The sequence below is a fragment of the Paenibacillus sp. E222 genome (genome assembly GCF_013401555.1).
Classification (GTDB): Bacteria; Bacillota; Bacilli; order Paenibacillales; family Paenibacillaceae; genus Paenibacillus.
The window spans coordinates 5,670,991-5,692,388 of sequence record NZ_CP058552.1; the positions used below are offsets into that span (position 1 = coordinate 5,670,991).

A 21,398-nucleotide genomic window follows, 5' to 3' on the forward strand; every position below is an offset into this window, starting at 1 on the left:
TGTCACACATATGTCTATCTTATGAATTTTACGTCGATAATTCTGGTGAAATGTCAGCGTTTTCAATATATCTAAAGTTTTTGCTCTGTGGCTTCCTCTCCGTTCTCGTGTAAATGTTTAATTCAATGGATATAGAATAATACGCTATTTATCTCAACTCCCCTTAGGTTCTTTTGGGAAACCCAACAGACATCTCTGAACTTTCAATCGTATTCACGAGATACTTGTTGGCTCAAATGTTATAATCAAGGTATAGGATTGACATTCCATTCGTACATATTTTCAAAATTCGGAATCGTTTCCGATGAAGTGAGGTTAACTAAACGTGAGTAAAGATCAGAAGGTTACGATCAAGGACGTTGCAGAACTTGCAGGTGTAGGTATCGCTACCGTCTCCCGAGCCATTAACAATTCCGAAGGCATTAGCAACAAAACACGGGATAAAGTCTTGCAGGCCATTGAGGAGCTTGGATTTGTCCCCAATACCTCTGCCCAGAGTTTGAAAATACGCCAGACGCATCAGATCGCACTGGTTGTACCTGACATACGCAATGCCATCATTCCCGAGATCTCTTGGTCTGTTGAACAAACGGCGAAGCAGCACGGGTATCATGTGGTTCAAATCAATACGGCGGGTAATGCACGAACGGAACTGGAAACCATTCGTACGATCAAAAAATTGCACGTGGACGGACTTGTTTTCATGCCTCTGGCTTATCCCAAAACGTTGCCTGGCTTAATTGATAAAGCTCCTCTTCCCATTTCCATGATCAATTACGGTAAAAAGCTGGACCCCGGCATGAAAGCAGATGTTGTTTCTCTTTCACAGCCTGAAGGGAAACTGGTGATGGAACATCTGATTAAGATTGGCCGGACCCGCATTGCATACGCTGGTGCTCCGAAAGATATTATCGAAGAGCGTTATCGGGCTTATGAGCAGGCGCTCGGACATGTAGACATCTCGCTTGTTTACTTCGGAGAAGATTTTTCATTGAATACGGGGGCTAATGCAGCGGATTATTTCTATGGGCTGACTCACATGCCAGATGCCGTATACGCGATTAACGATATGGTCGCCATCGGACTGGTAAATCGGTTTAAAGAACTCGGCGTTCGTGTCCCTGAAGATATCGCTGTTGTGGGTGTTGATAACAACCAATGGACTACCGTTACGTCTCCGCAGATCAGTTCAGTCTCGATCATGGGCGAAGAAGTGGCCAGACTTGCAACGGAATTGCTGTTAAAACGGATTCGAGAGATGAGCACCACGGATTACGAGCATATTCAATTTGAACCACGGTTAATTGTGCGCGAGTCCAGCGTAGCCATGATCCGCTCATCTTCACAAGGACCACGCGCATAAGAATCATTGCGAAAACACCGGATGTAATGGACAGTCCCAACCATCGATAAACACAAAAAAGGTGTTCACCAGGAATAAATTCCGTCCTGAGAAACACCTTTTTTTTATCTTCATTCACACCTTTTTATCTCAAACCCACCTCCGAGCAATTACTTCTTCGAATGCAATTGTCTGATCGGTGTTCCTTTCATAAACATCTCAATATCCTCTACGGTATGGTTAAAATAAATGGCATAGTTGCCTTGAGTCACATAACCCAGGTGCGGTGTTGCCAGCAGATTGGGCAGTGTACGCAACGTATGATTCACAGGAAGAGGCTCCTGTTCATATACGTCCAGGCCCGCCCCGGCAATCCACTCCTTCTGTAAAGCTTCGACCATCGCCTCTTGATCCACAATGCCTGCACGGGACGTATTGATCAATAAAGCGGTATTTTTCATCCGTTGCAGCTCGGCTCGTCCGATCAGATTACGTGTCCGATCACTAAGCACTAGATGGATGGAAACAATATCGCTTTGTTCCAGCAGCTGTTCCTTGGTCTCTGCCCATTGGACGCCCTGTTCCTCCGCTCGTTCCTGTGTCAAATTCTCACTCCAGGCGATCACGTCCATGCCAAAGGCATGGGCAATCTCTGCCATCCGGCTGCCAATCTTGCCTAGTCCGAGCAATCCCAATGTCTTTCCGTACAAATCCATGCCAACTGTACTCTGCCAATTCCGATTGGAACGCAGTGCGTTATTTTCAGTTACCAGTTGTCTGGACAGACCCAGTATCAGCGCCCATGTGAGTTCAGTCGGAGGGTTCGAGCTGCCTTCCGTGCCGCACACGATTACACCGCTTTCTTCCGCAGCCTGGAGGTCAATGGAGGCATTGCGCATGCCGCTTGTAACAAGAAGCTTAAGATTGGGTAATTGAGTTATCACAGATTCAGGAAAAGGTGTACGCTCACGCATCAAGACAATAATCTCAAAATCCTGCAGTTCCTGAACGACCTTCTCTTCTGATCCCATGTAATTATTGAACGTCTGAACTTCAACCCGATCCAGGATAGGAGTCCAATCTGCTGAAGAAAGGGCTACATTCTGATAATCATCCAATATGGCACAACGCAACTTCGTCTGCATGGTTGAATCTCCTCCTCAATATGTGCATCATCGAACAAGGTTTAACATGTTTCTCGCATATGTAAATCATATGATACATCCTAATTTTATCTATACCCTATCTGTATTGTATCAACTCAGACCCGATCTGCCCAATGTCCTCAGACACAAAAAAGAGCAGGAACACGCTCCCGCTTCTCTCTTTCACATCAAAACAGTTTGAAAAGCAACGCCGTGATCAAAATGGCCATCGCTACTAGAAACAAGGACCGTATTTTCGCAAAAATCGTATCCAATTTCGATTGATTATTCTCTGTCAGGGAACCCACAATAGCAATAAAAGCAAGCACGGCAATTACAATCAAACTGAACTCGATGATCCCCATCCCACCGTACGTTGTTAGCAGCACACCTATAATGTATAAAACGACAAGGTAGATCCTATGAATATAACGCTCCATATGAACACCCTTTCTAAAAATGAAATTGCTCCCTCATCCTTCTAACAACGATAACGTAACCTTAATACTCTGCTGCACAAATGAGCGATCCGGCTCCGATTTCATCATTACGGTCAATCCAATCATCGATACCACCAGAGATTTTGAGAGATCATTTGCGTCAAGGTCGTTAGACAATTCCCCTGTTTCCTGCCCCCGTTCAATCGTCTCCTTGAAAATCGCCGCCAGATACATCTGGTGCTCGCGTGTCAGAACAGCGAATTTGGGGTCATGCGGAGCCAGTTCAACCATCGTATTGATGCAAAAACAGCCGTGACGAGCATCTGTCACATCCCCTTCTGCTCCGATATGTTCAAATAAAGCATGGAAGGCTTCTTTTACAGAGGATGTATGTTGAAGCCTGAATCTGACCTGAGCAGCATGCAAAGTCGTATATCTGCGAAGTGCCGTTTCAAACAATTCCTTTTTGTCACCAAAAGCCGCATATAGACTGGGGCGCTGAATCCCCATGACTGTTGTCAAATCACTTAAGGATGTCGCTTCAAATCCCTTATCCCAAAAAATCTGCATTGCCGCTTCCAGTGCCTGATCCGTATCAAATTCCCGTTGTCTAACCATGTATTCACCCTCTTTGTGTATCGATCAGTATATAACTATTTTAATCTACATCCCATTCCCATGTCAATTTCATCTCAATTTATAAAAAGAAAATTAAACATTCCACTTCAACTCTTGACATCGTGTGAAAGCGTGAAGTATGTTTATTCCGAATTGTAATGTACTGATCGGTATATTTATATTCAACAGTGTTCTTTCTGCTTCCCTACTTCCCACATTCGAATACAGAAAGGTGAATCATTCATGCAAAATGCATCTCATCAAGCACATCCCTTCAGCGAAGGACGAACGAGTATGTCCCGCCTTGTGGCGCTGTTATTTGCCCTGTGCAGCGGACTGGCGGTAGCCAACATTTATTATGCCCAGCCTTTGCTCGACTCCATTGCGGACGAGTTCAATATCGCGCATTCATCCATTGGCATCGTTATTACCGTAACGCAGATTTGTTACGCCCTCGGATTGTTATTACTCGTCCCTCTTGGTGATCTATTGAATCGGCGCAAGCTGATCATGATCCAGATGCTTTTATCGGTAATCGCCCTGATTGCTGTCGGTACCTCATCATCCAGCCAGGTTCTATTTATTGGAATGGCTGCGATCGGGTTGCTTGCCGTGATTACACAAACACTCGTTGCCTTTGCCGCCTCCCTGGCTGCACCATCTGAACGAGGGCGTATCGTCGGTCTGGTCACAAGCGGAATCGTCATCGGTATATTACTGGCGCGAACCATAGCAGGCACCTTAAACGATTGGATTGGCTGGAGATCGGTCTATCTCTTCTCTGCCAGTCTGACATTACTGGGGATTATCGCCCTGTTTCTTGTACTGCCCAAACACGAACCCAAGCGAGAGAAACTCACCTATACCCAATTAATCGTTTCTGTCCTGCAACTATACCGGGAGCTGCCTATTCTGCGAACACGCGGCGTTCTCGCCACGTTGATCTTCACAGCCTTCAGCATCCTATGGACTTCCATGGTGCTGCCGCTTAGCGCTCCCCCCCTTTCCCTGTCACATACTGCTATCGGAGCCTTTGGTCTTGCGGGAGCTGCTGGTGCGCTGGCTGCTGCACGTGCTGGAAGACTGGCTGATCGGGGATTGGGACAAAAGACGACGGGTGTTGCTCTTGTCATATTGCTTCTATCCTGGCTGCCCATAGGCTATGTTCACCACTCTGTATGGCTGTTTGTAGCTGGGGTAATTATGCTGGACCTTGCCGTACAGGCCGTACATGTCACCAACCAGAGTCTGATCTATGAAGTCCGTCCTGAGGCGCAGAGCCGTTTGACAGGCGCTTACATGATCTTTTATTCGATTGGAAGTGCTACCGGCTCCATTGCTTCTACTCAAGTGTACGCATGGGCAGGTTGGACTGGCGTTTGCTGGCTGGGTGCAGGCGTGAGTGCCGCTGCGCTTCTGTTCTGGACCATTGACCGGTATATTCATCGGAATTCGGATCAATAAATAAACTTAATCCAGCTTATTCCATACCACGATAAACAGCGTGGCTAACGGACCAAATAACAGGGAAATCAGAAACCAGTTACGACCACTTCTGTTTTTTCCCTGAGCAAGTCCGGCATTAATAAGAGCAAGTGTACCCCAACCCACAAAATATTCGTTTTCCATCAAACATCATCTCCTCCTGACAGATCAGCTCTATCTATTCTCTAGTAACGTCTTTAGCTTCAAGTTACGGCTCTCCAGGAAAGCCAGCATATACCTCTTGAGTACAATTCGCTCTGCAACCCAACCCAGAACACCAAGGGGAGCTTCAAATCTCAGTGTGTCTCTCATACAAGTGGTCTGCTCGCCAAGCTTGCTGAAGCTGTGTTCATGTCTCATGCTCTTGAAAGCACCTTTCTCCATCTGATCCACAAAAAGATATGGCCGATTGTACTCGGCGATCCGGGAAGTCAGCTTCTGCCTTATCCCGAAATGGCTTGCTTCAAAAGTTACCGTATCGCCTTCACCAATTCTGCCCGTTGTAACACCCGCTACAGCCTGCTCACGGGTATGTTTCCAGACCGTCCGGGTATGAATATCAATATCCCGCGCATAGTCAAAACACCGCTCAATCGGGGCATGAATTGTAATCTCGGTTACCACTTCAATCAAGGACGATCTCTCCTTTTCCGCTTCTGTTTCCTAAAAAGGAAGATTAAGGTCTTTGCAAAAGTATACTCCTGGTCACCATGAAGAACAACGCAGTGCGTCATATAAATGAAAAACGGGTCCCCTGTCATCGTACAGGAGGCCCGTTTTCGGTATGAATTCATTCGTTATTCAAACTTAGATAATTAATTCATTAATGGCAAGTGTGCGTTCTTTGGACAGATCACGATATTGTTCCGATTCCACCTTGATCAGTGGTTTGAAAATATCGGAAGTATTGTTCATGACAATAACACCCCGCTCGCCGTTGCTCAGCAGTACTTGTTTGCCAATAAAATTAGGAAGCAGATGCTGCATCAAGGCCTGAACCGGCTTCTCATTCAATTTGCCGAACCCCATCGCATAAATATCGCGCAAGTTGTTGATCAGGTTCGGATTGCTGCTTCCGTGACTGCCCGATCTCATCCCGATGTATATGTCAGCGACAGATACGATCTGTGTGTATGGATGGATTTCGCCTTTCTTCAGTTGCATCGGATATCCGGTACCATCCTCCAGTTCATGATGCTGAAGAGCTACCAGCGCTGTAGCTTCATCCGTCATGGAACTTTTGATAATATCATGTCCATAGATCGTGTGACGCTGCAATTCGAGCTGTTCATCTGCGGTTAACGGTTCCATCTTGTTGCGTATCCGATGGGATACCTTGCATTTGCCGATATCATGAAGATAGCCACCACGACTGATCTGATAACTTTCTTTTTGGGAATAACCAAGCCAGTTGGCCAGGTAAAATGATAACAGCCCAACCTGAATGGAATGGGTGTAGTTATTGACATCATCCCGTTCCAGCATCATCAGGAGATGTACGACATCCTTTTGCTCGTCCAATCCCTCTACCATCGGTTGAAGCGCATCGTCCACCATGGTTGCGTTGAACTTACCCACCGTCAGTGCTTCGAGAAACGCAGATTGATAGTTATGTACAGTTTGTATAAATTGAGATTTCATTTCTTCTTCAGGCGGTTCTTCCTTGGTGCTTGTGCTTGCTCCAGATGCAAATTTTGCTGCAGCAGCAAAGAATTCCGCTTCCGTGATCTCTTCCTCGCGTGGTTCAATATCCACATAGTCTACGCGGTGCTGCATCAGCAAGGTGATATCTTCACTTTTGATCACAGTACCCTGACCCAGAACGTGTAATCCCGCTTCGCTGAATGTATCCGCAGTTAGACGGTCTCCATCTTGCAGGTTCATAATATGGATTCTCAAATCGGTATTCCCCCTGAACAATCATTTATAGTCAACAGCACCCGTTAGATCGGGTCCCAAAAATCCCTATACTACTTTATATCGATAAATACATTCTTTTTCTCCATAGTCCAAACGACCTTAATCGTAAAAGGAAATACGAACGTATAAGACTTTATTCTCAGTCCCATTTTCAAAAAAGTCCCGGTTTGATTTTGCATTTTGATAACGGACATCTTGCTTTACACATATATAACCAAAAAGCCCAAAAAAATCTTTGGGCTTTTATTGAATTCAACTATATTTTGATCGAGCTCAGACTCGCTCCCTGTACGAAAAAGCGTTCAATCCCTTTCTCAACAGATGGGTCCGGAATTAACGGTGGCGCCTGATGCGGCTTCACTCTGGCATCGATAATGATCTGGTCACAGCCCCAATGTTTATAGTTGTAACTGCTGTTCACACCGTACATATCATGAGACGGATTACTGCGGGTAAATGTCGCCCACAAGAAGTTGCTGAGATTCGCACTCAGGAAAGAACTATCATCACATAAAACAATCATTGGACAAGAAGACAGATCTCCCTTTTCCTTCAGCATGTCCGTAAATGCCTTCATTTCTTGTTCTGTATCCGCATAACTGGTGAACGGCGCACTCTGAATAGCTATAATTCCTGGCATCACGAACTGTGGATTGTTATATCCCCGAATATCCTTCAATGTCTCCGGCACTCCAAGGCACAACTCCCGTTTCTTCTCCCCATAGGCTGCAAATACAACCTTGCTGCCGCTGTTCAACCCGGTTCCCGAGTAATCCAGCGTATCGATCGTTGTATTGGTATGGAAATGAATGTCCCGCTGCAGATCCATTCGTTCCAGGATGTACGTCAGGAATTCCACTTCACGGTGCGTATCCAGCGGTTGCTGATCTTCTGCTGTGATAAACAAGTACTTCGCCAGACTGAGCTGGCCTGTGCCCAGAATACGACTCGCAATGGTCAGCAGCTCTGTTGGCTGTTTTACCGTCTGGTAGGGCGTATAACGCTCACTTCCAATCGCAAAAAGAAGTGGATGTACTCCTGCTGCATCAACTGCGTGGACTTCTTTTACGCCCGGAATCTCCTGTTTAATGGCATCACCCGTAATTTCGTGAATCAGATCCCCAAATGCGGTATCCTCTTGCGGAGGACGACCCACCACGGTAAATGGCCAGATCGCATTTGGCTTGGCGTACACTTTATGCACTCTCATTAGTGGGAACGGATGGGTCAGACTGTAATATCCAAGATGATCACCAAACGGTCCTTCAGGCTTTGTCTCGTCCGGGTAAATATCACCGGTGATGACAAAATCGGCGTCATTGCTGATGCAATATCCGTCCTTATAGCTGTAGCGGAAACGACGGCCGGCAAGTAGCCCTGCGAAAGTCATCTCACTGAGGCCTTCCGGCAAAGGCATCACTGCAGAAAGTGTATGTGCCGGCGGCCCCCCAATGAAGATGCTCACTTTCAGAGGTTCTCCCTTTTTGACCGCTTTGGCCTGATGAATACCAATGCCGCGATGGATCTGATAATGAAGTCCAATTTCCTTATTCAGTTCATAATCATTACCACTTAGCTGTACCCGGTACATGCCCAGATTGGAGTTCATAATGCCTGGCTTGTCCGGGTCCTCCGAATAGACCTGAGGCAGCGTAACGAATGCTCCACCATCCATGGGCCAATGCTTGATCAACGGCAGATCCGAGATCTGAATCTCTTGCGCGGTTACAGGCAAACTGATGGACTTCTGCTTAGGGAGAGCCTGCCAGGCGGCAAGACCTGTGCTGATATGCTGAAATGGCGTCTTAAGTGCCTTCATTGGATCATCCCGGACAGCCATGACACGCTGTACACCTTCAAGCGTTCCACGGAACATGAATTTGCTTCGTTCCAGTGTACCGAACAGGTTCGAAACTGCCTGGAACTTCGAGCCTTTCACATTTTCGAAAAGCAGAGCTGGGCCTTTCGCCTCATGCACTTTCATATGTATCGCTGCCATCTCCAAATGAGGGTCCACTTCTTCCTTCACGCGAATCAAATGTCCGTGCTGCTCCAGATCATTAATGCAATCTTCCATATTGCGATATTTCATTGGATGGCTCCATTCTGTATATAATAAATTGTTATGTTCATATATTCACATAGATGTGTAAGGGTAGCGGATAGAATAAAACGTTGAATCTACTTCACTCTCGTCACACTACTATTGGATTGATGCTCGCATCTCCTCTATCTTATCAAATCATCTGCCACTAAACAAAACAATATATGAAATCGATCACGCAGCACTCACCAAAAAGCAATATTCAGGCAATAGGAGTCCTGTATCATGCGGACCACGATTGCTTAAATATTGCTTTTTGGGCTTTTTTAAGACGTAGCCGAAGGTCTGGGGATCGTAACTGTAAACTGCGTTCCTTCTCCAACCCTGCTCTCCACATTAATTGCACACTCATGTATTTTCAAAATTTTAATCACGATGGAAAGCCCTAGTCCATTGCCTCTAAGAGCACTGCTCCGCGCTTTGTCTACCATATAAAATCGATCGAAAATATACGGAAGGTCTTCCTCGGGTATTCCTTGTCCTGAATCTCTAATGGATACCTTCACAGATGACGTGGACATCTCGATTGCGATGTGAATGACCCCATCGGAACCTGTATATTTTATCGCATTGTTGATTAAATTCTGCCAGACCTGCTCAAACAGATCTTTATCAACGGTAATTTCGCAAGGCAATAAATCCAATTCAATCCTGATATTTTTGTGCGCCCACTGGGGTTCAGCTAATACGATCGCTCTTCTTAACTGTTCATCTAATTGGAAGGTCGTGAGATTAAACGGATGGTGCTCGGAATCCAGTGAGGCTAACCGAAGTAAATTATCGCTCAGCCTGGACAGGCGTAATGTTTCCTCATATATGATATCCAGATGCTCTTTCTGCTCTTCCAATGGGATAACACCATCTTGCAGCGCTCGTGTGAATCCCCTGATTGATGTTAGTGGAGACTGCATTTCATGAGAGACATTGCTGACAAAATCGTCACGCACCGAGTCTATTTTTTGCAGCTCACGGGCCATATGATTAAAGCTCTCCATCAGCTCACCAAACTCATCTGGATTGTTATGCTTCAACCGGACGGATAGATCGCCTGATGCCATTTTCTTAGCTGCAGCAGTTAACTTTTTGATCGGTTTCACAATGTACCCAGACATGAACATGATTAATAAGCTTCCTATGACTAAGACAGTGAGTAGCGATATAAATAATGTACGTTTCACATTATGAAAAATCGATGAAAAATTAATTTTGATCAGGAGCGCATCTTTCTCTTCATTCATCCTGGGAACACCGACGATGGCCGTTTCATCTTTTTTGGACATCATAAACGCTTTCGTCGAACTTTCATCGAATAATTCATGAACCTTATCATCCGGTAAGGAAGCAAGTACTTCACTTTGTTCGTTCACGGAGTTGATGTCCAAGCCGTATCGTGCAAAGATATCCAAGCTTGTTTTCACTTTTTCCGGATCATCAATCAGGTTTATTATCGTAGCGATATCCTCGGCAATCGTAATCATGGAATGATTTGGTGTGTTTTCCTGAGACCGCATATTTAAGATAAAGGAGAGAATTAAACTGACGATCACAATGCCAAAAAAGGTAACTACGATTCGTAAACGCAGGCTTTTCCTCACGATTTTCATACACTCTCCAGACGATATCCAAGTCCTCTTATCGTCGAAATGATCAGCTCGGGGATCGGTTCCAGCCGTTCTCTTAACCTTTTGATATGCACATCAACGGTACGCTCATCACCTTCATAATCGATTCCCCATATATCTTCTATAAGCTGTGTACGTGTGAATATTTGCCCTGGCAAACTCGCCAGAGCAAACAACAATTCACATTCCTTCTTTTTCAATTCAACCGTTTGGGCTCCTGCATCCACTGTCAATTTGCTCAGATCAATCGTTGCACCGCCTATATGAATAACATTTGATGAAATCTTGTTGTATCTCTTCATTAAGGATTTCACACGCAAGATTAACTCTACAGGATCAAAAGGCTTTACTAAATAATCGTCTGACCCTGCATTGAATCCTCTGACCTTATCCTTGGATTCTCCCTTGGCAGTCACCATCAGAATCGGAATATCCATATAAGATCGAATATCTTCGGTCAGTTCAATACCATCTACACGGGGCATCATCACATCTACAATTGCTAAATCAATTTTGGTATGAGACAAGATGTTCAGTGCTTCTTGGCCATCCGGCGCTTCCACAACGGAAAACTGATTTTTTTCGAGATAAATTCGGATTAATTTGCGGATATGCGAATCATCATCAACCACAAGAATCGTGTTCATTTATGCATTATCCTTTCCGCAATTTTCAATATTCACTACTTGGTTTTATTCATATCGTAAGGATTCCATCGGGTCGAGCTTGGCTGCTTTGGATGAAGGCATCAAACCAGCGATGATACTAATCACTGTACTTACAACGATTCCGAACAAGATATAATATCCCGAGAGATGAATCAGTTTTGCTCCAAACGCATTGTCCAAAAGAATATTTAATACATAACTAATAATTATCGCAAATACTACCGCAATGATACCACTGAATACCCCCAATAGAGCAGATTCAGAAAAGAAAATTCGCTTGATATCCTTCTTTCTTGCTCCAATCGCACGAAGGATTCCGATTTCCTTTGTTCGTTCCACGACACTAATATAAAGCACAACCAATATCATAATACCGGATACAATCAACGAAATGCCTGCAATACCAGACAGAACGATCGTGGCCATGTTCACATATGTCGTGATATTTTCCATGATTTTTGCCGTCTGGGAGCCTGAGAAGCCCGCATCTACAGCAGCAGCATTAATATCATTGACATATTTCATATCGGTTGCATATGCATTAACCTGAATTGGCCCAATCGTTATTCCATTGTCCGTATACATTTGCTCCAACGTCTGTGATGAAATGTAACCCGGTGATTGCTGCATGGGTGATCTTTGATCTGACGCTTGATATATACCTGATATGGTTATTTCTTTCTCCAAAGTTACCGGTTTATTATTGCCATCCATCTCATTGATATATAGAAACACAGACTTGCCGATCATCGATTCAGCTTGGTCATTTCCGCTTAATTTATTCGCCGTATCGAGGGGTAACAACATCTCATTTTCTACCGGAAGCGTACCCTTTGTTATCATTGCTGGATCAAAAGCATCCGTTAACGTCGTTAACTGCGTGAGTGCCACACTTTGCTTTGCATGAACCATAGTCGATTTGCCTGTAATGGTAGTGATCGTCGCTACATGATCCACATTAGGGAATTTGCGAATGGTCTCAATATCAGCTGCTGTGAACGGTTCACCTGTTGCCATCAAGGCTTCCGGGCCTTGCATATCTTTGGCATCTGCACTGGGCTTCGTTATATCCACGAGTAACGGGTCCATGCTTGAATTGATTTCGTCGTTCATATATGTCGTTATTCCATTACCCAAGGAGAGCATCAGGAGTACGCTTAAAATTCCTATCGACCCACCTAATGCTACCAGTATATTTCGCTTGCCGTTGAGTTTCATGTTTTTGAGAGCCATTTGGAAAGAAGCCAGTAAGCCCAGGTTTCTCGAAGCACCACGACTACCCTCATAGGTAGTCAAGGAACGATCTTTTAAATGGATATCATCCTTAATCCGCCCCTCCTCAACCTTGACTATACGTGTACCGGAATCGGCCACTTTCTGCGAGTGAGTTACCGCAATGACCAGCATCCCTTTTTGCGCAATACTGTCCAGCAAAGCCAGAATTTGATCCCCGTTTTCCTTATCCAGAGCACCCGTTGGTTCATCCGCCAAAATAATGTCTGGATTGTTCGATAATGCACGAGCAATGGAAACCCGTTGCTTCTGTCCACCCGACAGCTGGTTGGGCCGTTTATTCAGATGATCCTTCAGTCCGACCTCGGTCAAAATATCTATAGCACGCTTGTTGCGTTCCTTTTCACTAGTATCCGTCATTTGCATAGCAATCGTAACATTTTCCAGTACAGACAGATGTGGGATCAGATTGAAATTTTGAAACACAAAGCCGATATTATTCTTGCGATAATCATCCATTTCCTTTTCCGTCATGGTACTTAAGTTCTTACCACGAACAAGGATCTCCCCTTCAAAATCGGAGTCCATTCCACCAATAATATTCATAAGGGTTGACTTTCCGCAACCCGATTCACCAAGGATCGAGACGAACTCTCCTGTCTCAAAGCTCAAATTCACATCGTGGAGCACGGGTACCTTTTCCTTACCATACAGCGTGTATGATTTCTTCACATGTTTAACTTCTAATATAGTCATCTTGATCTCTTCCTCTCCAAGTCATACACCCTGTCTATCTATTGAACATTTCACATTCTAACAAATTTGTGTGAACTGATAATGAACTGGACAAGTCGTGTCTGCCTGGCAAAAGAAAATACACCTGCAATGACTTGAGTTGAACCATATCAAGTCACTGCAGGTGTCAAAAATTAAATCCCTTCAACAATACGCTTCGCCCGAACCTCTACCTGACGGAAAAGTTCTTCCTCATCTATCGTTAGCAGCTGCCTGCCTCTCATCAACACCCGACCATTCACAATGGTGGTATCTACATCGGCGCCGTTCACGCTGTATGCAAGTAATGATTCCAGCTCGTGAACCGGCTGCAAATGCGGTTTCTTCAGATCAATCAGAATCAGGTCGGCCTTGCGCCCAATTTCCAGCACACCCACTTCATCCTGAAGGTTCAACAGACCTGCACTTCCCCGTGTAGACATGTATAGTACCTCTCTTGCCGACAACCGGGTAGGGTCACCATAATCCAGCTTTTGCAGCCAGGTCGCAGCCTTGATCTCTTCAAACATATCGACGTTTGTCGCACTTCCTGCCCCGTCGGTTCCAAGACCCACGTTAATTCCCTGTGCAATCATCTCCGTAATTGGGGCAATTCCGCAGCCAAGCTTCAGATTGCTGACCGGATTGTGTGCTACTCCACCACGCATGCCTTTCAGTCTGCCAATATCTCTACGATTCAGGTGTACGCCATGGGCAAGCAGTACGTGTAGTTTTTCGAACATACCTGCCTCTTCCAAATACTCCGTTGGCGTCATGCCATAGCGTTCACGAATCTTCACAACTTCCTCTTTCGTCTCAGCCAGATGAATGTGGATAGGCACATTCTCCTGTTCCGCCATCGCAATGACTTCCCGCAAAGGTTCTACTGGGCAAGTATAAGGAGAATGCGGGCCATACATCGTCGTAATTCGACCCTCCGCCTTCCCCGACCAACGTTGTACCAAATCGACCGCTTCCTGTAATCTGCGCCCTCCGTCATCCTCCACGAATACCATTCCGCGTGTGAGCGATGCCCGAATGCCGGTTTCCGTCACCGCTTCTGCGATTTCATTCATGTGAATGTACATATCAGCGTAAGCTGTAGTTCCTGAACGGATCATCTCGGCGATGGATAATTGTGCTCCCCAGTATATATCTTCGGGTGTCATCCGGGCTTCTGCAGGCAGCATCTTACGGTCAAGCCAGTCCATCAGCTTCAGATCATCCGAGAATGCTCGTAACAGACTCATCGGTGTATGCTGGTGAGCATTGATCAGGCCCGGCATTGCCAGTTTATGTTGACCATCCATAATGTCATCACCCGGTTGAGCCTGAATGTGGGGAGCAATCTCTGCGATACGGTCGCCTACAATGCGAATATCCCCCTTGAAGGGGGAATCGGTGTCTTTCATCGTTAAGATTGTGGCTTGCTGGATTAATATACTCATTCGTTTCACAACTCCTCTAGGTTTGGATTGCCTTACTTCCAAATCCGAGGATAAGCCTTCACGTAACGGCAAGGTCAAGATTAAGTTAATTTTTGAGTCGTCATTGTTCTGAAACTTTGGATAAAAGGTTTGGGATCTATGTTGACCATATAAGGATAGACTCCGGTGCTGGTATGTAGATAGAAAAAACCACCTTCATTCCCCATTCTCCGAAAGGACATGTCGAACACTTCCGTAATATTAAACTCACGGTATTTCGTTACAATCTTGTCCGAGTACAGGATCATGGACCGATCGCTCTGCAGTATTTCCTGTGCGAGACCCGTCACTTCTCTCTGTACTTTGTAATATGGCAATACAGCAATGCAGTTCATGATCTCCCTCCGTTCTAGCATGATTATTTGTTCCATCATATCAGATCGGAGAGCCTGAGCAAAAAATGATCCAACCACATAGATGATTTACGTGATCTTCGTTGTTACTCTCAATGGAAAACGAAGTGCTTCCTGAATGTTCTGCAAGGACAGGCATTGTTCAATGTGGAAAACACCGTGCGGCAGTTCCGTCCGATACATTCGCTCCGCTACCGCCGCCGCAACTGCTGCTGTTGCATCTGCTTCACGTTCGCCAATCAGCAGCTGCTCGACATGGACTGGTTTGCCCTTTTTCCATCCCATTGCATCTACCTTAACTGCAAACATCGGCTCCCCTCCGGGAATAACCCCAAATGCCTTGACCGTACCCTTACGAAGGGAGGGAATACGCAATAGTGAGAACAGACCAATACGTTTGAAGATGGCCATGGATCTGGTCATCCAACGGGAATCGAGACATAACCTGGTGGACACCGTTGGAATACGAAGTGTACGAGCAACGACGTGTTGATCCGAAAAGTTAAACCGATACGCTTTCCTGCGGCCCAGGTCTGCGCCAAAATCAATCCATTTACCATCGTGAAAACTTACCACTTCGGCTGGCTTGCCCTTTTTCATAACCTGATAGGCAGCATTCATCTGATCCACAGTCCACTCCACCGCGGCTTTTCCGTGTTTCTCACCCAGTCCCAACATGACAGTGATGTCCGCTTCGTCCACTTGGTCCATATGGGTACCTGCTTCACGCACAAGCAGATTGGTCATACCAGGCGACAGTCCCACACTGAGCATCGCTGTTGCTTTGGAACGCTGCATTTTGGAATGCAGCCGTTCGACCTGACCCAGAAAATCATAATTGGCCGAAATATCGATATAATCTGTCCCTGCTTTCGCACAAGCCTCGACAAATCGGGTATCTGTCTGGTCCACACACATGATCACCAGCTTGACTGATTGAAGCATACCAGGATTAATGGCTTTTCGTACATCCAATTGAAGCGGCTGGACTATACCACCCGTAGATCGGCTGAATTCCTCAGCCCGGTTCATCCGTGTACCTGCCGCCCATACCTTGCCGGGAAACGAGCGTCCCAATTGCGTACATATCATTTGCCCCACCTGACCATATCCGCCAACAACCCAAATCTGGTCTTTCACAGACTCTATTTTAGTTTCGTTTCGCATAATATCCCTCCACCCAGAATGCTCCGAAATAACATGTAATGTGCGAGAATCCGCATTCTTTCATCAGCTCTACCATTTGTTCAGATGAGATGGGATCCGACTCTCGGCCTAGGGAAGCTGCAAACCGCTCCCATTCATCAGGCTGAATGCCACTACTTAACATGTGATCCTGCCAGGCTTGCATCATGGTTGGATATACAGGCGAATGAAGATCGGCATTCACTGCCGCAATAATGAGTGGCGCTCCAGGCTTAAGTCTGGCCGCAAGGTTGGACAGGAACCGTCTTTTGGACTCGATCCCCTGAATAAAATGCAGCATTAGCATGCTTGTCGCCCCGTCGTATACAGCCTCTTCCGGCAACGCTTCAAGCGTCATGGATTTAAGTTGCACTCTGGCGTCGACTCCCGCTTTCTGGACTCTTCTCTCTGTTAACTGAAGCATTGGCTGAGAAGGATCTACTCCGGTAAACGTCCATCTCTTATGGCGAGAACCAAGCAGAGCTATTTCCTTACCTCCACCGGCTCCGACAATTAGTATTTTAGCTTCGTTGTTATCCGTGATAGAAGCGGCAAGCAGCCGCTCCATCAGATCATGCATATGAGAATAACCCGGAATTTTCAGGGCTATCGATTGTTCATAACGGTTTTCATCCGCCGTATCCCAGCTCATAGGTGGTTGATTGTGGTCCATTGATACTACACTCCTCGTGAATTCAAGTTAGACTTGACTCTTCGTTCGTCTAATTTCATTATAAAAGGATACGCAGAGCGTACAATCCCAGAACAATGGGATATCTGCATGAGGAGAGGAGAGAGAGCTTTATGACATCACGTATGGAACGGAACCAGCGACTCATTACTTCTCTCGAAAAAGGAACCTGGACCTCTCGCACCTACCGGGAAGCTGTACTGAAACAAATTCAGAATATCGTTCCCTATGACGCGTATTGCTTCACAACAGTTGATCCACAGACTCTTCTCTCAACAGGTGCCGTGACGGAAGACGGCATTGAAGCCGTTCATGACCGGCTGTTCGTTAATGAATACATGGAAGAAGACATACATAAGTATGCTGATTTGATTCACAGCGGCGACTATACAGCGATCCTTCATGCATCGATAAGCGAAAACCCTGTATCAAGCGTTCGATATCATAACATCCTTCAACCAGCAGGTTTCGGTGATGAACTTCGAGCTGTACTGGTCAGTGCCGGAGCCTGTTGGGGGTATCTAACCTTATATCGCAGGACGGAAGAACCCGTATTCACGGAGGAGGAGCGACTGAGCATTCAGGCTTGGACACCTTCTATTGCATTGATGTTACGATCCACAAGTCTGACTCTTCTGGACGAGATGAAGAGCGGAAGTCCCTCGGACCCAGGTATTATGATCACATCGGACGCTTTCGAGCTGTTATCCGTGAACGCTCCCGCTCAATATTGGCTATCGCAATTACGTTTACTGGAGCATGTGGGACCAGATGTATTGCCACGTCCAGTCCGTGCTGTAAGTTCGCATTTACAGCGTCAGATTCGTACAGATTCCGATTTGATGGTTGTGCAAGAACCTATCCTTCATTCGCCTTCCAAAGTCTGCATTCAACTCCTGGATGGTCGTTACCTTGTGCTTCATGCCAGCCGTATGCAACAGCTTTCAGGTCCAGATCAGATTGCGATCAGGCTTGAACAGGCTATGCCACAGGACTTGCTGCCTTTACTCGCCGAGAGTCATGGGTTGTCCATTCGGGAACGGGAGTTGTTAGGTTACGTGCTGCGCAGCTATTCTTCCAAAGAAATTGCTGAAGCAATGCATATATCAGCCTACACGGTACAGGATCATTTAAAATCCATTTTTGCCAAAACAAACGTATCCTCCCGCCGTGAGTTAATCTGGTATTTTGTATCCCGTTTCCAGTTGTCTGATGAGCCGGCAATTTGAATGTTATAACCTGGACATACAAAAAGATGCCTTGTCCCATGGGACAAGGCATCTTTGCGCTGCATGATGGTGAAGAACATCCGTTATATCAACACATACTTTAAATTTATATGATTCTAGTGCACCAATCTCATGAGTGAAAACTTAGGACTTAGCGGGCTTCGCAGGTTTGATGTTTTTGTTCTTTACCTCTACAGCCACGGGCTCTTGCGGATGTTCTACCGGATACAATTTGCGGAACAATAACGTCTGCAAGACCAGGAATGAACCGCCGATCGTCCAATACAGCGGCATCGCTGCAGGTGCGGAAAGCGAGAAAAAGGCCATCATCAATGGAGAGATATATCCCATGATTGCGAATTGTTTTCGCTGTTCCGGCGCCATATTGGCTTGTGAAACTTTGGCTTGAATCAGATAAATAATAGCTACCACGACTGCAAGCACATAGTCCGGCGCTCCTAATTTGAACCACAGAAAGGAGTGGGATGACAACTCCGGCGTAAGCCGGATAGCCGTGTAGATACCTGACAGAATGGGCAATTGAATCAGCAGTGGTAAGCATCCGATATTCAGCGGATTGAACTTGTGCTTCTTGTACAGCTCCATCGTTTCCTGTGAAAGCTTCTGCTTATCAGCTGGGTCGTTTTTGCCCTCATACTTTTTCTTGAGCGCATCCATCTCCGGCTTCATAGCATTCATGATCACTCGGGTACCCTGCTGAGATTTTGCTTGTCGCATCATCAATGGCAACAACGCAAGACGGATAACGAGGGTGATCACAATAATAGCTACCCCATAACTTCCATTAAATATCGTTGCGATGTGCTGAATGAGATACGACAGTGGAAATACAACATAATGGTTAAAGAACCCTGGTGTTGATGAATTAATCTCTGAGACGTTGTTACTGCATCCAGCCAGTAGCATAACTGCAAATAGAATTGCAATCAGGCCATAGATCCGTCCCTTGCCAGATGTAAAAGTGAACCCCTTGCTTGTCTTATGTTCCATATATATCCTCCTCGTTGATTTGTAGAACGTACATTCAACGAGGAATGGCAATCTGGTTCATCTTCATCCGGGGATTCTCTTCGTCTGACGATTCGACTTAAAGCTTCAGGTCTGTGTTGTCCGTCCAAAGACAAGGTTGGCAATCCAGGTTCCAGACCACCTCCGGCGCCACCTTCCATCCAGTACTCTGTAATGCCGCAATGCAGATGGGCAATATACGCGTAACTGACTGTGAAAATGAGTCCGAGTGAAAATATATACGGTATCAATTCCTGAAGTTCAAACAAGGGATTCACCCCCTTTATAGGTTAGTTTTTATAGTATAACACTTACATATTGATTTTGCATAAATTCATTGCTGGAAAACAGGTAGATGGATTCATTCCCTTCTCAATTTGGACAATTCTAGCTGTGCTCTATGTCTCGCCGTATTAAAAGAAGCCCACGAACTGTCTGTTTCATCCAGGACGAAGCTCGCTTGACGCTCCAGCATTTCCCCTTTCAAATCCGGGTACTCTCTCTCAGCAAACTCTCGCAGTAGCGGAACGGCATCAGCAGATAAACTCGCCAAGTAGGATGCATCAATATGGCCTGTCTGATGATATCGTTTAATATTAAGCTCTGCAATCCGATTATCCATACCCACATAGTTGACAATCACATAGGCTGCAAGGGATAGTACGATATAGCAGCGGATCAACGGCATAGACGTATAACGAATTCGAAGAGCGGCAATAAGCAGAAGCAGCGCCAAAAAAATCATAAATGCATGTACGAGAAATCGAATGTAGGTATAACCATAAGCCTGTTCATACAGGTTGAGGCGTATAAACGCCGAGTACAGCATGATTGCGGAACAACTCACCAGGACAAAGAGCAGCACCTGATGCACAACAGAACCTATTTTGCCGCTTGAACGCGTGAACTGAAGGGAGATGATCAGGATGAAAAAATTAATGCCTGTTACCAGTATCAGCTCCACAAATCCACTTCTTGCATACTCCGCGTAGGACAAGTCTGACGGAAGATGCCCCTCACCCGCCCCAAAAAGATAAGAAAATTGTACAAGCACAAACAGAACATATAAACAGTTGATAACCAACAGCATCGTGCCCACAATGATGGGGTCCAATCTTATAGGTTCACGATGAACTTGAGTAGAGATCGTCTCAGGTGAGATCTTATTTGCTGTCTGACCCTCTATCATTGAGTTCGAGGAAGGATTCTCATGTATGGAATTCACGGAAACGTCTTCTCGCTCTTCGATTTCTGAAGCAACCGTAATTGCTTTTCCATTTTTCCAATGTGCATTTTCTCTTTTCTCCGCTTCATATTGCATCGGCTGTACGAATCCCCATACGTAACTGAACAATAAAACGCCCGCGATGAGAATCCAGATCACTCTCGGAAAACCTGGTGTTAGTGTCAGTTGATTTAACCATACCGGAAAACCGGATAAATACTGATTAAAAATCCCATCTGCTGAGGAGAGCAGTGCTACGACCACGATGAGAATGGGAACGGATGCTATAAGGCCAATGAGTACTTTGAAGGCAACCGTTTTCTGCGTTTTACCTAACCCTCGTCCTCCTGTTTTCATAACAATGCTGGCGACCGTTCCCCAATGACGGATGGATTGTGGCAGCAAATGGTCCATAGCGGTACCGATCAATCCAATGTCCCACCATTGTCTCTGTTTTCTGCCAACCAGATAAGTCATATGTAAGATAATAAGGCCCGGTATGACCAGAAAATTAAGGATACGCAGCGGTTCATTGTCGTATAACAGAAACGTCAGCGCCAGCATCAGCACCACTCCAGCCATAAAAGCATCAATGATGGACAATGGCCGCAAGCGGTCCCTGGCAAATAAGAACATAAAGCCATAAAAAAGGATAACAAAGATGGGATAAGAAACGCCAACCTCCTTGCCATAGAACAAATACTGATGAATGATAGCTAACATTAATGCGGATAGTAGCGTAATTAAAGCGCGGTTGGGTGAAGCCATTATTTTATCAATCATGGGAAAAACCTCCATTAACTTTCTAGACTTCATTCTAGATGATAAAATAAGAATATAAATAGAAA

20 protein-coding genes are annotated in these 21,398 nt (G+C 45.5%); 3 read left to right on the forward strand and 17 right to left on the reverse strand.

The features are described 5' to 3' along the window. The first annotated feature begins 325 nt into the window (after positions 1-325). A complete protein-coding gene (locus HW560_RS25030; RefSeq protein WP_090896941.1) occupies positions 326-1,363 on the forward strand; it encodes a LacI family DNA-binding transcriptional regulator in 1,038 nt (345 codons plus the stop codon). Positions 1,364-1,512: 149 nt separating this feature from the next. Here HW560_RS25030 and HW560_RS25035 read toward each other — a convergent pair whose 3' ends face one another. The 3 genes from HW560_RS25035 to HW560_RS25045 all read right to left on the reverse strand — a co-directional run bounded on the left by HW560_RS25035 (position 1,513) and on the right by HW560_RS25045 (position 3,545). Continuing rightward, positions 1,513-2,487 (reverse strand): D-2-hydroxyacid dehydrogenase family protein, encoded by a 975-nt coding sequence (locus tag HW560_RS25035; RefSeq protein ID WP_090896937.1) that lies wholly within the window; start codon positions 2,485-2,487, stop codon positions 1,513-1,515. Between the two features lie 188 nt (positions 2,488-2,675). Next, positions 2,676-2,927 carry a hypothetical protein gene (locus HW560_RS25040; protein WP_179265037.1) on the reverse strand — a complete coding sequence of 84 codons (252 nt, stop codon included), beginning with the start codon at positions 2,925-2,927 and terminating at the stop codon, positions 2,676-2,678. A gap of 33 nt (positions 2,928-2,960) precedes the next feature. Beyond that, on the reverse strand, positions 2,961-3,545 hold the full coding sequence (locus HW560_RS25045) for a TetR/AcrR family transcriptional regulator (protein ID WP_179265038.1): 585 nt from the start codon (positions 3,543-3,545) through the stop codon (positions 2,961-2,963). A 243-nt stretch (positions 3,546-3,788) separates the two neighbouring features. Here HW560_RS25045 and HW560_RS25050 point away from each other — a divergent pair, with 243 nt between their 5' ends. Further along, entirely contained in the window at positions 3,789-5,009 is a 1,221-nt protein-coding gene (locus tag HW560_RS25050; protein WP_090896926.1) for an MFS transporter, read from the forward strand. A gap of 6 nt (positions 5,010-5,015) precedes the next feature. On the opposite strand, the gene HW560_RS25055 is transcribed toward HW560_RS25050, so the two are convergent. From HW560_RS25055 to HW560_RS25105, 11 genes are all read right to left on the reverse strand, one after another. Then, a complete protein-coding gene (locus tag HW560_RS25055) occupies positions 5,016-5,174 on the reverse strand; it encodes a hypothetical protein (RefSeq protein ID WP_175382611.1) in 159 nt (52 codons plus the stop codon). 30 nt (positions 5,175-5,204) lie between these two features. Further along, on the reverse strand, positions 5,205-5,654 hold the full coding sequence (locus HW560_RS25060) for an SRPBCC family protein (RefSeq protein ID WP_371129153.1): 450 nt from the start codon (positions 5,652-5,654) through the stop codon (positions 5,205-5,207). A 183-nt stretch (positions 5,655-5,837) separates the two neighbouring features. After that, positions 5,838-6,929 (reverse strand): HD-GYP domain-containing protein, encoded by a 1,092-nt coding sequence (locus HW560_RS25065; protein WP_090896920.1) that lies wholly within the window; start codon positions 6,927-6,929, stop codon positions 5,838-5,840. Positions 6,930-7,206: 277 nt separating this feature from the next. Continuing rightward, entirely contained in the window at positions 7,207-9,042 is a 1,836-nt protein-coding gene (locus HW560_RS25070; protein ID WP_090896915.1) for a UbiD family decarboxylase, read from the reverse strand. Positions 9,043-9,320: 278 nt separating this feature from the next. After that, entirely contained in the window at positions 9,321-10,658 is a 1,338-nt protein-coding gene (locus HW560_RS25075) for a HAMP domain-containing sensor histidine kinase (RefSeq protein ID WP_179265039.1), read from the reverse strand. Next, entirely contained in the window at positions 10,655-11,323 is a 669-nt protein-coding gene (locus HW560_RS25080) for a response regulator transcription factor (RefSeq protein ID WP_179265040.1), read from the reverse strand. Before HW560_RS25080 ends, HW560_RS25075 begins: the two co-directional genes overlap by 4 nt. A gap of 45 nt (positions 11,324-11,368) precedes the next feature. Further along, positions 11,369-13,333, reverse strand: a complete 1,965-nt coding sequence (locus tag HW560_RS25085) for an ABC transporter ATP-binding protein/permease (protein ID WP_179265041.1) — start codon at positions 13,331-13,333, stop codon at positions 11,369-11,371. 173 nt (positions 13,334-13,506) lie between these two features. Next, positions 13,507-14,799 carry an amidohydrolase gene (locus HW560_RS25090; RefSeq protein WP_179265042.1) on the reverse strand — a complete coding sequence of 431 codons (1,293 nt, stop codon included), beginning with the start codon at positions 14,797-14,799 and terminating at the stop codon, positions 13,507-13,509. An 80-nt stretch (positions 14,800-14,879) separates the two neighbouring features. Next, on the reverse strand, positions 14,880-15,173 hold the full coding sequence (locus tag HW560_RS25095; protein ID WP_090896901.1) for a hypothetical protein: 294 nt from the start codon (positions 15,171-15,173) through the stop codon (positions 14,880-14,882). Positions 15,174-15,260: 87 nt separating this feature from the next. Further along, positions 15,261-16,358 carry a saccharopine dehydrogenase family protein gene (locus HW560_RS25100; protein WP_090896898.1) on the reverse strand — a complete coding sequence of 366 codons (1,098 nt, stop codon included), beginning with the start codon at positions 16,356-16,358 and terminating at the stop codon, positions 15,261-15,263. After that, positions 16,342-17,049 (reverse strand): class I SAM-dependent methyltransferase, encoded by a 708-nt coding sequence (locus tag HW560_RS25105; RefSeq protein ID WP_090896894.1) that lies wholly within the window; start codon positions 17,047-17,049, stop codon positions 16,342-16,344. Before HW560_RS25105 ends, HW560_RS25100 begins: the two co-directional genes overlap by 17 nt. A 131-nt stretch (positions 17,050-17,180) precedes the next feature. On the opposite strand from HW560_RS25105, the gene HW560_RS25110 reads away from it, so the two are divergent. Further along, a complete protein-coding gene (locus HW560_RS25110; protein ID WP_090896891.1) occupies positions 17,181-18,296 on the forward strand; it encodes a helix-turn-helix transcriptional regulator in 1,116 nt (371 codons plus the stop codon). Between the two features lie 144 nt (positions 18,297-18,440). Here the strand turns inward: HW560_RS25110 and yidC are convergent, their stop codons facing one another. From yidC to HW560_RS25125, 3 genes are all read right to left on the reverse strand, one after another. Further along, the gene (yidC, locus tag HW560_RS25115) at positions 18,441-19,307 is read right to left on the reverse strand and encodes a membrane protein insertase YidC (RefSeq protein ID WP_090896888.1); all 867 of its coding nucleotides are present in this window, start codon (positions 19,305-19,307) and stop codon (positions 18,441-18,443) included. After that, positions 19,244-19,594, reverse strand: coding sequence for a hypothetical protein (locus tag HW560_RS25120; protein WP_177185688.1), 351 nt, complete (start codon positions 19,592-19,594; stop codon positions 19,244-19,246). Before HW560_RS25120 ends, yidC begins: the two co-directional genes overlap by 64 nt. 92 nt (positions 19,595-19,686) lie before the next feature. Further along, positions 19,687-21,333 (reverse strand): DUF4153 domain-containing protein, encoded by a 1,647-nt coding sequence (locus HW560_RS25125; RefSeq protein WP_179265043.1) that lies wholly within the window; start codon positions 21,331-21,333, stop codon positions 19,687-19,689. Positions 21,334-21,398: the final 65 nt, after the last annotated feature.

Bases quoted from the DNA above. Each gene is read 5' to 3' on its own strand.
- HW560_RS25035 (WP_090896937.1), bottom strand. From the start codon at position 2,487: ATGCAGACGAAGTTGCGTTGTGCCATATTGGATGATTATCAGAATGTA.
- HW560_RS25040 (WP_179265037.1), bottom strand. From the start codon at position 2,927: ATGGAGCGTTATATTCATAGGATCTACCTTGTCGTTTTATACATTATA.
- HW560_RS25045 (WP_179265038.1), bottom strand. From the start codon at position 3,545: ATGGTTAGACAACGGGAATTTGATACGGATCAGGCACTGGAAGCGGCA.
- HW560_RS25050 (WP_090896926.1), top strand. From the start codon at position 3,789: ATGCAAAATGCATCTCATCAAGCACATCCCTTCAGCGAAGGACGAACG.
- HW560_RS25055 (WP_175382611.1), bottom strand. From the start codon at position 5,174: ATGGAAAACGAATATTTTGTGGGTTGGGGTACACTTGCTCTTATTAAT.
- HW560_RS25070 (WP_090896915.1), bottom strand. From the start codon at position 9,042: ATGAAATATCGCAATATGGAAGATTGCATTAATGATCTGGAGCAGCAC.
- HW560_RS25075 (WP_179265039.1), bottom strand. From the start codon at position 10,658: ATGAAAATCGTGAGGAAAAGCCTGCGTTTACGAATCGTAGTTACCTTT.
- HW560_RS25080 (WP_179265040.1), bottom strand. From the start codon at position 11,323: ATGAACACGATTCTTGTGGTTGATGATGATTCGCATATCCGCAAATTA.
- HW560_RS25085 (WP_179265041.1), bottom strand. From the start codon at position 13,333: ATGACTATATTAGAAGTTAAACATGTGAAGAAATCATACACGCTGTAT.
- HW560_RS25090 (WP_179265042.1), bottom strand. From the start codon at position 14,799: ATGAGTATATTAATCCAGCAAGCCACAATCTTAACGATGAAAGACACC.
- HW560_RS25095 (WP_090896901.1), bottom strand. From the start codon at position 15,173: ATGAACTGCATTGCTGTATTGCCATATTACAAAGTACAGAGAGAAGTG.
- HW560_RS25100 (WP_090896898.1), bottom strand. From the start codon at position 16,358: ATGCGAAACGAAACTAAAATAGAGTCTGTGAAAGACCAGATTTGGGTT.
- HW560_RS25105 (WP_090896894.1), bottom strand. From the start codon at position 17,049: ATGGACCACAATCAACCACCTATGAGCTGGGATACGGCGGATGAAAAC.
- HW560_RS25110 (WP_090896891.1), top strand. From the start codon at position 17,181: ATGACATCACGTATGGAACGGAACCAGCGACTCATTACTTCTCTCGAA.
- yidC (WP_090896888.1), bottom strand. From the start codon at position 19,307: ATGGAACATAAGACAAGCAAGGGGTTCACTTTTACATCTGGCAAGGGA.
- HW560_RS25125 (WP_179265043.1), bottom strand. From the start codon at position 21,333: ATGATTGATAAAATAATGGCTTCACCCAACCGCGCTTTAATTACGCTA.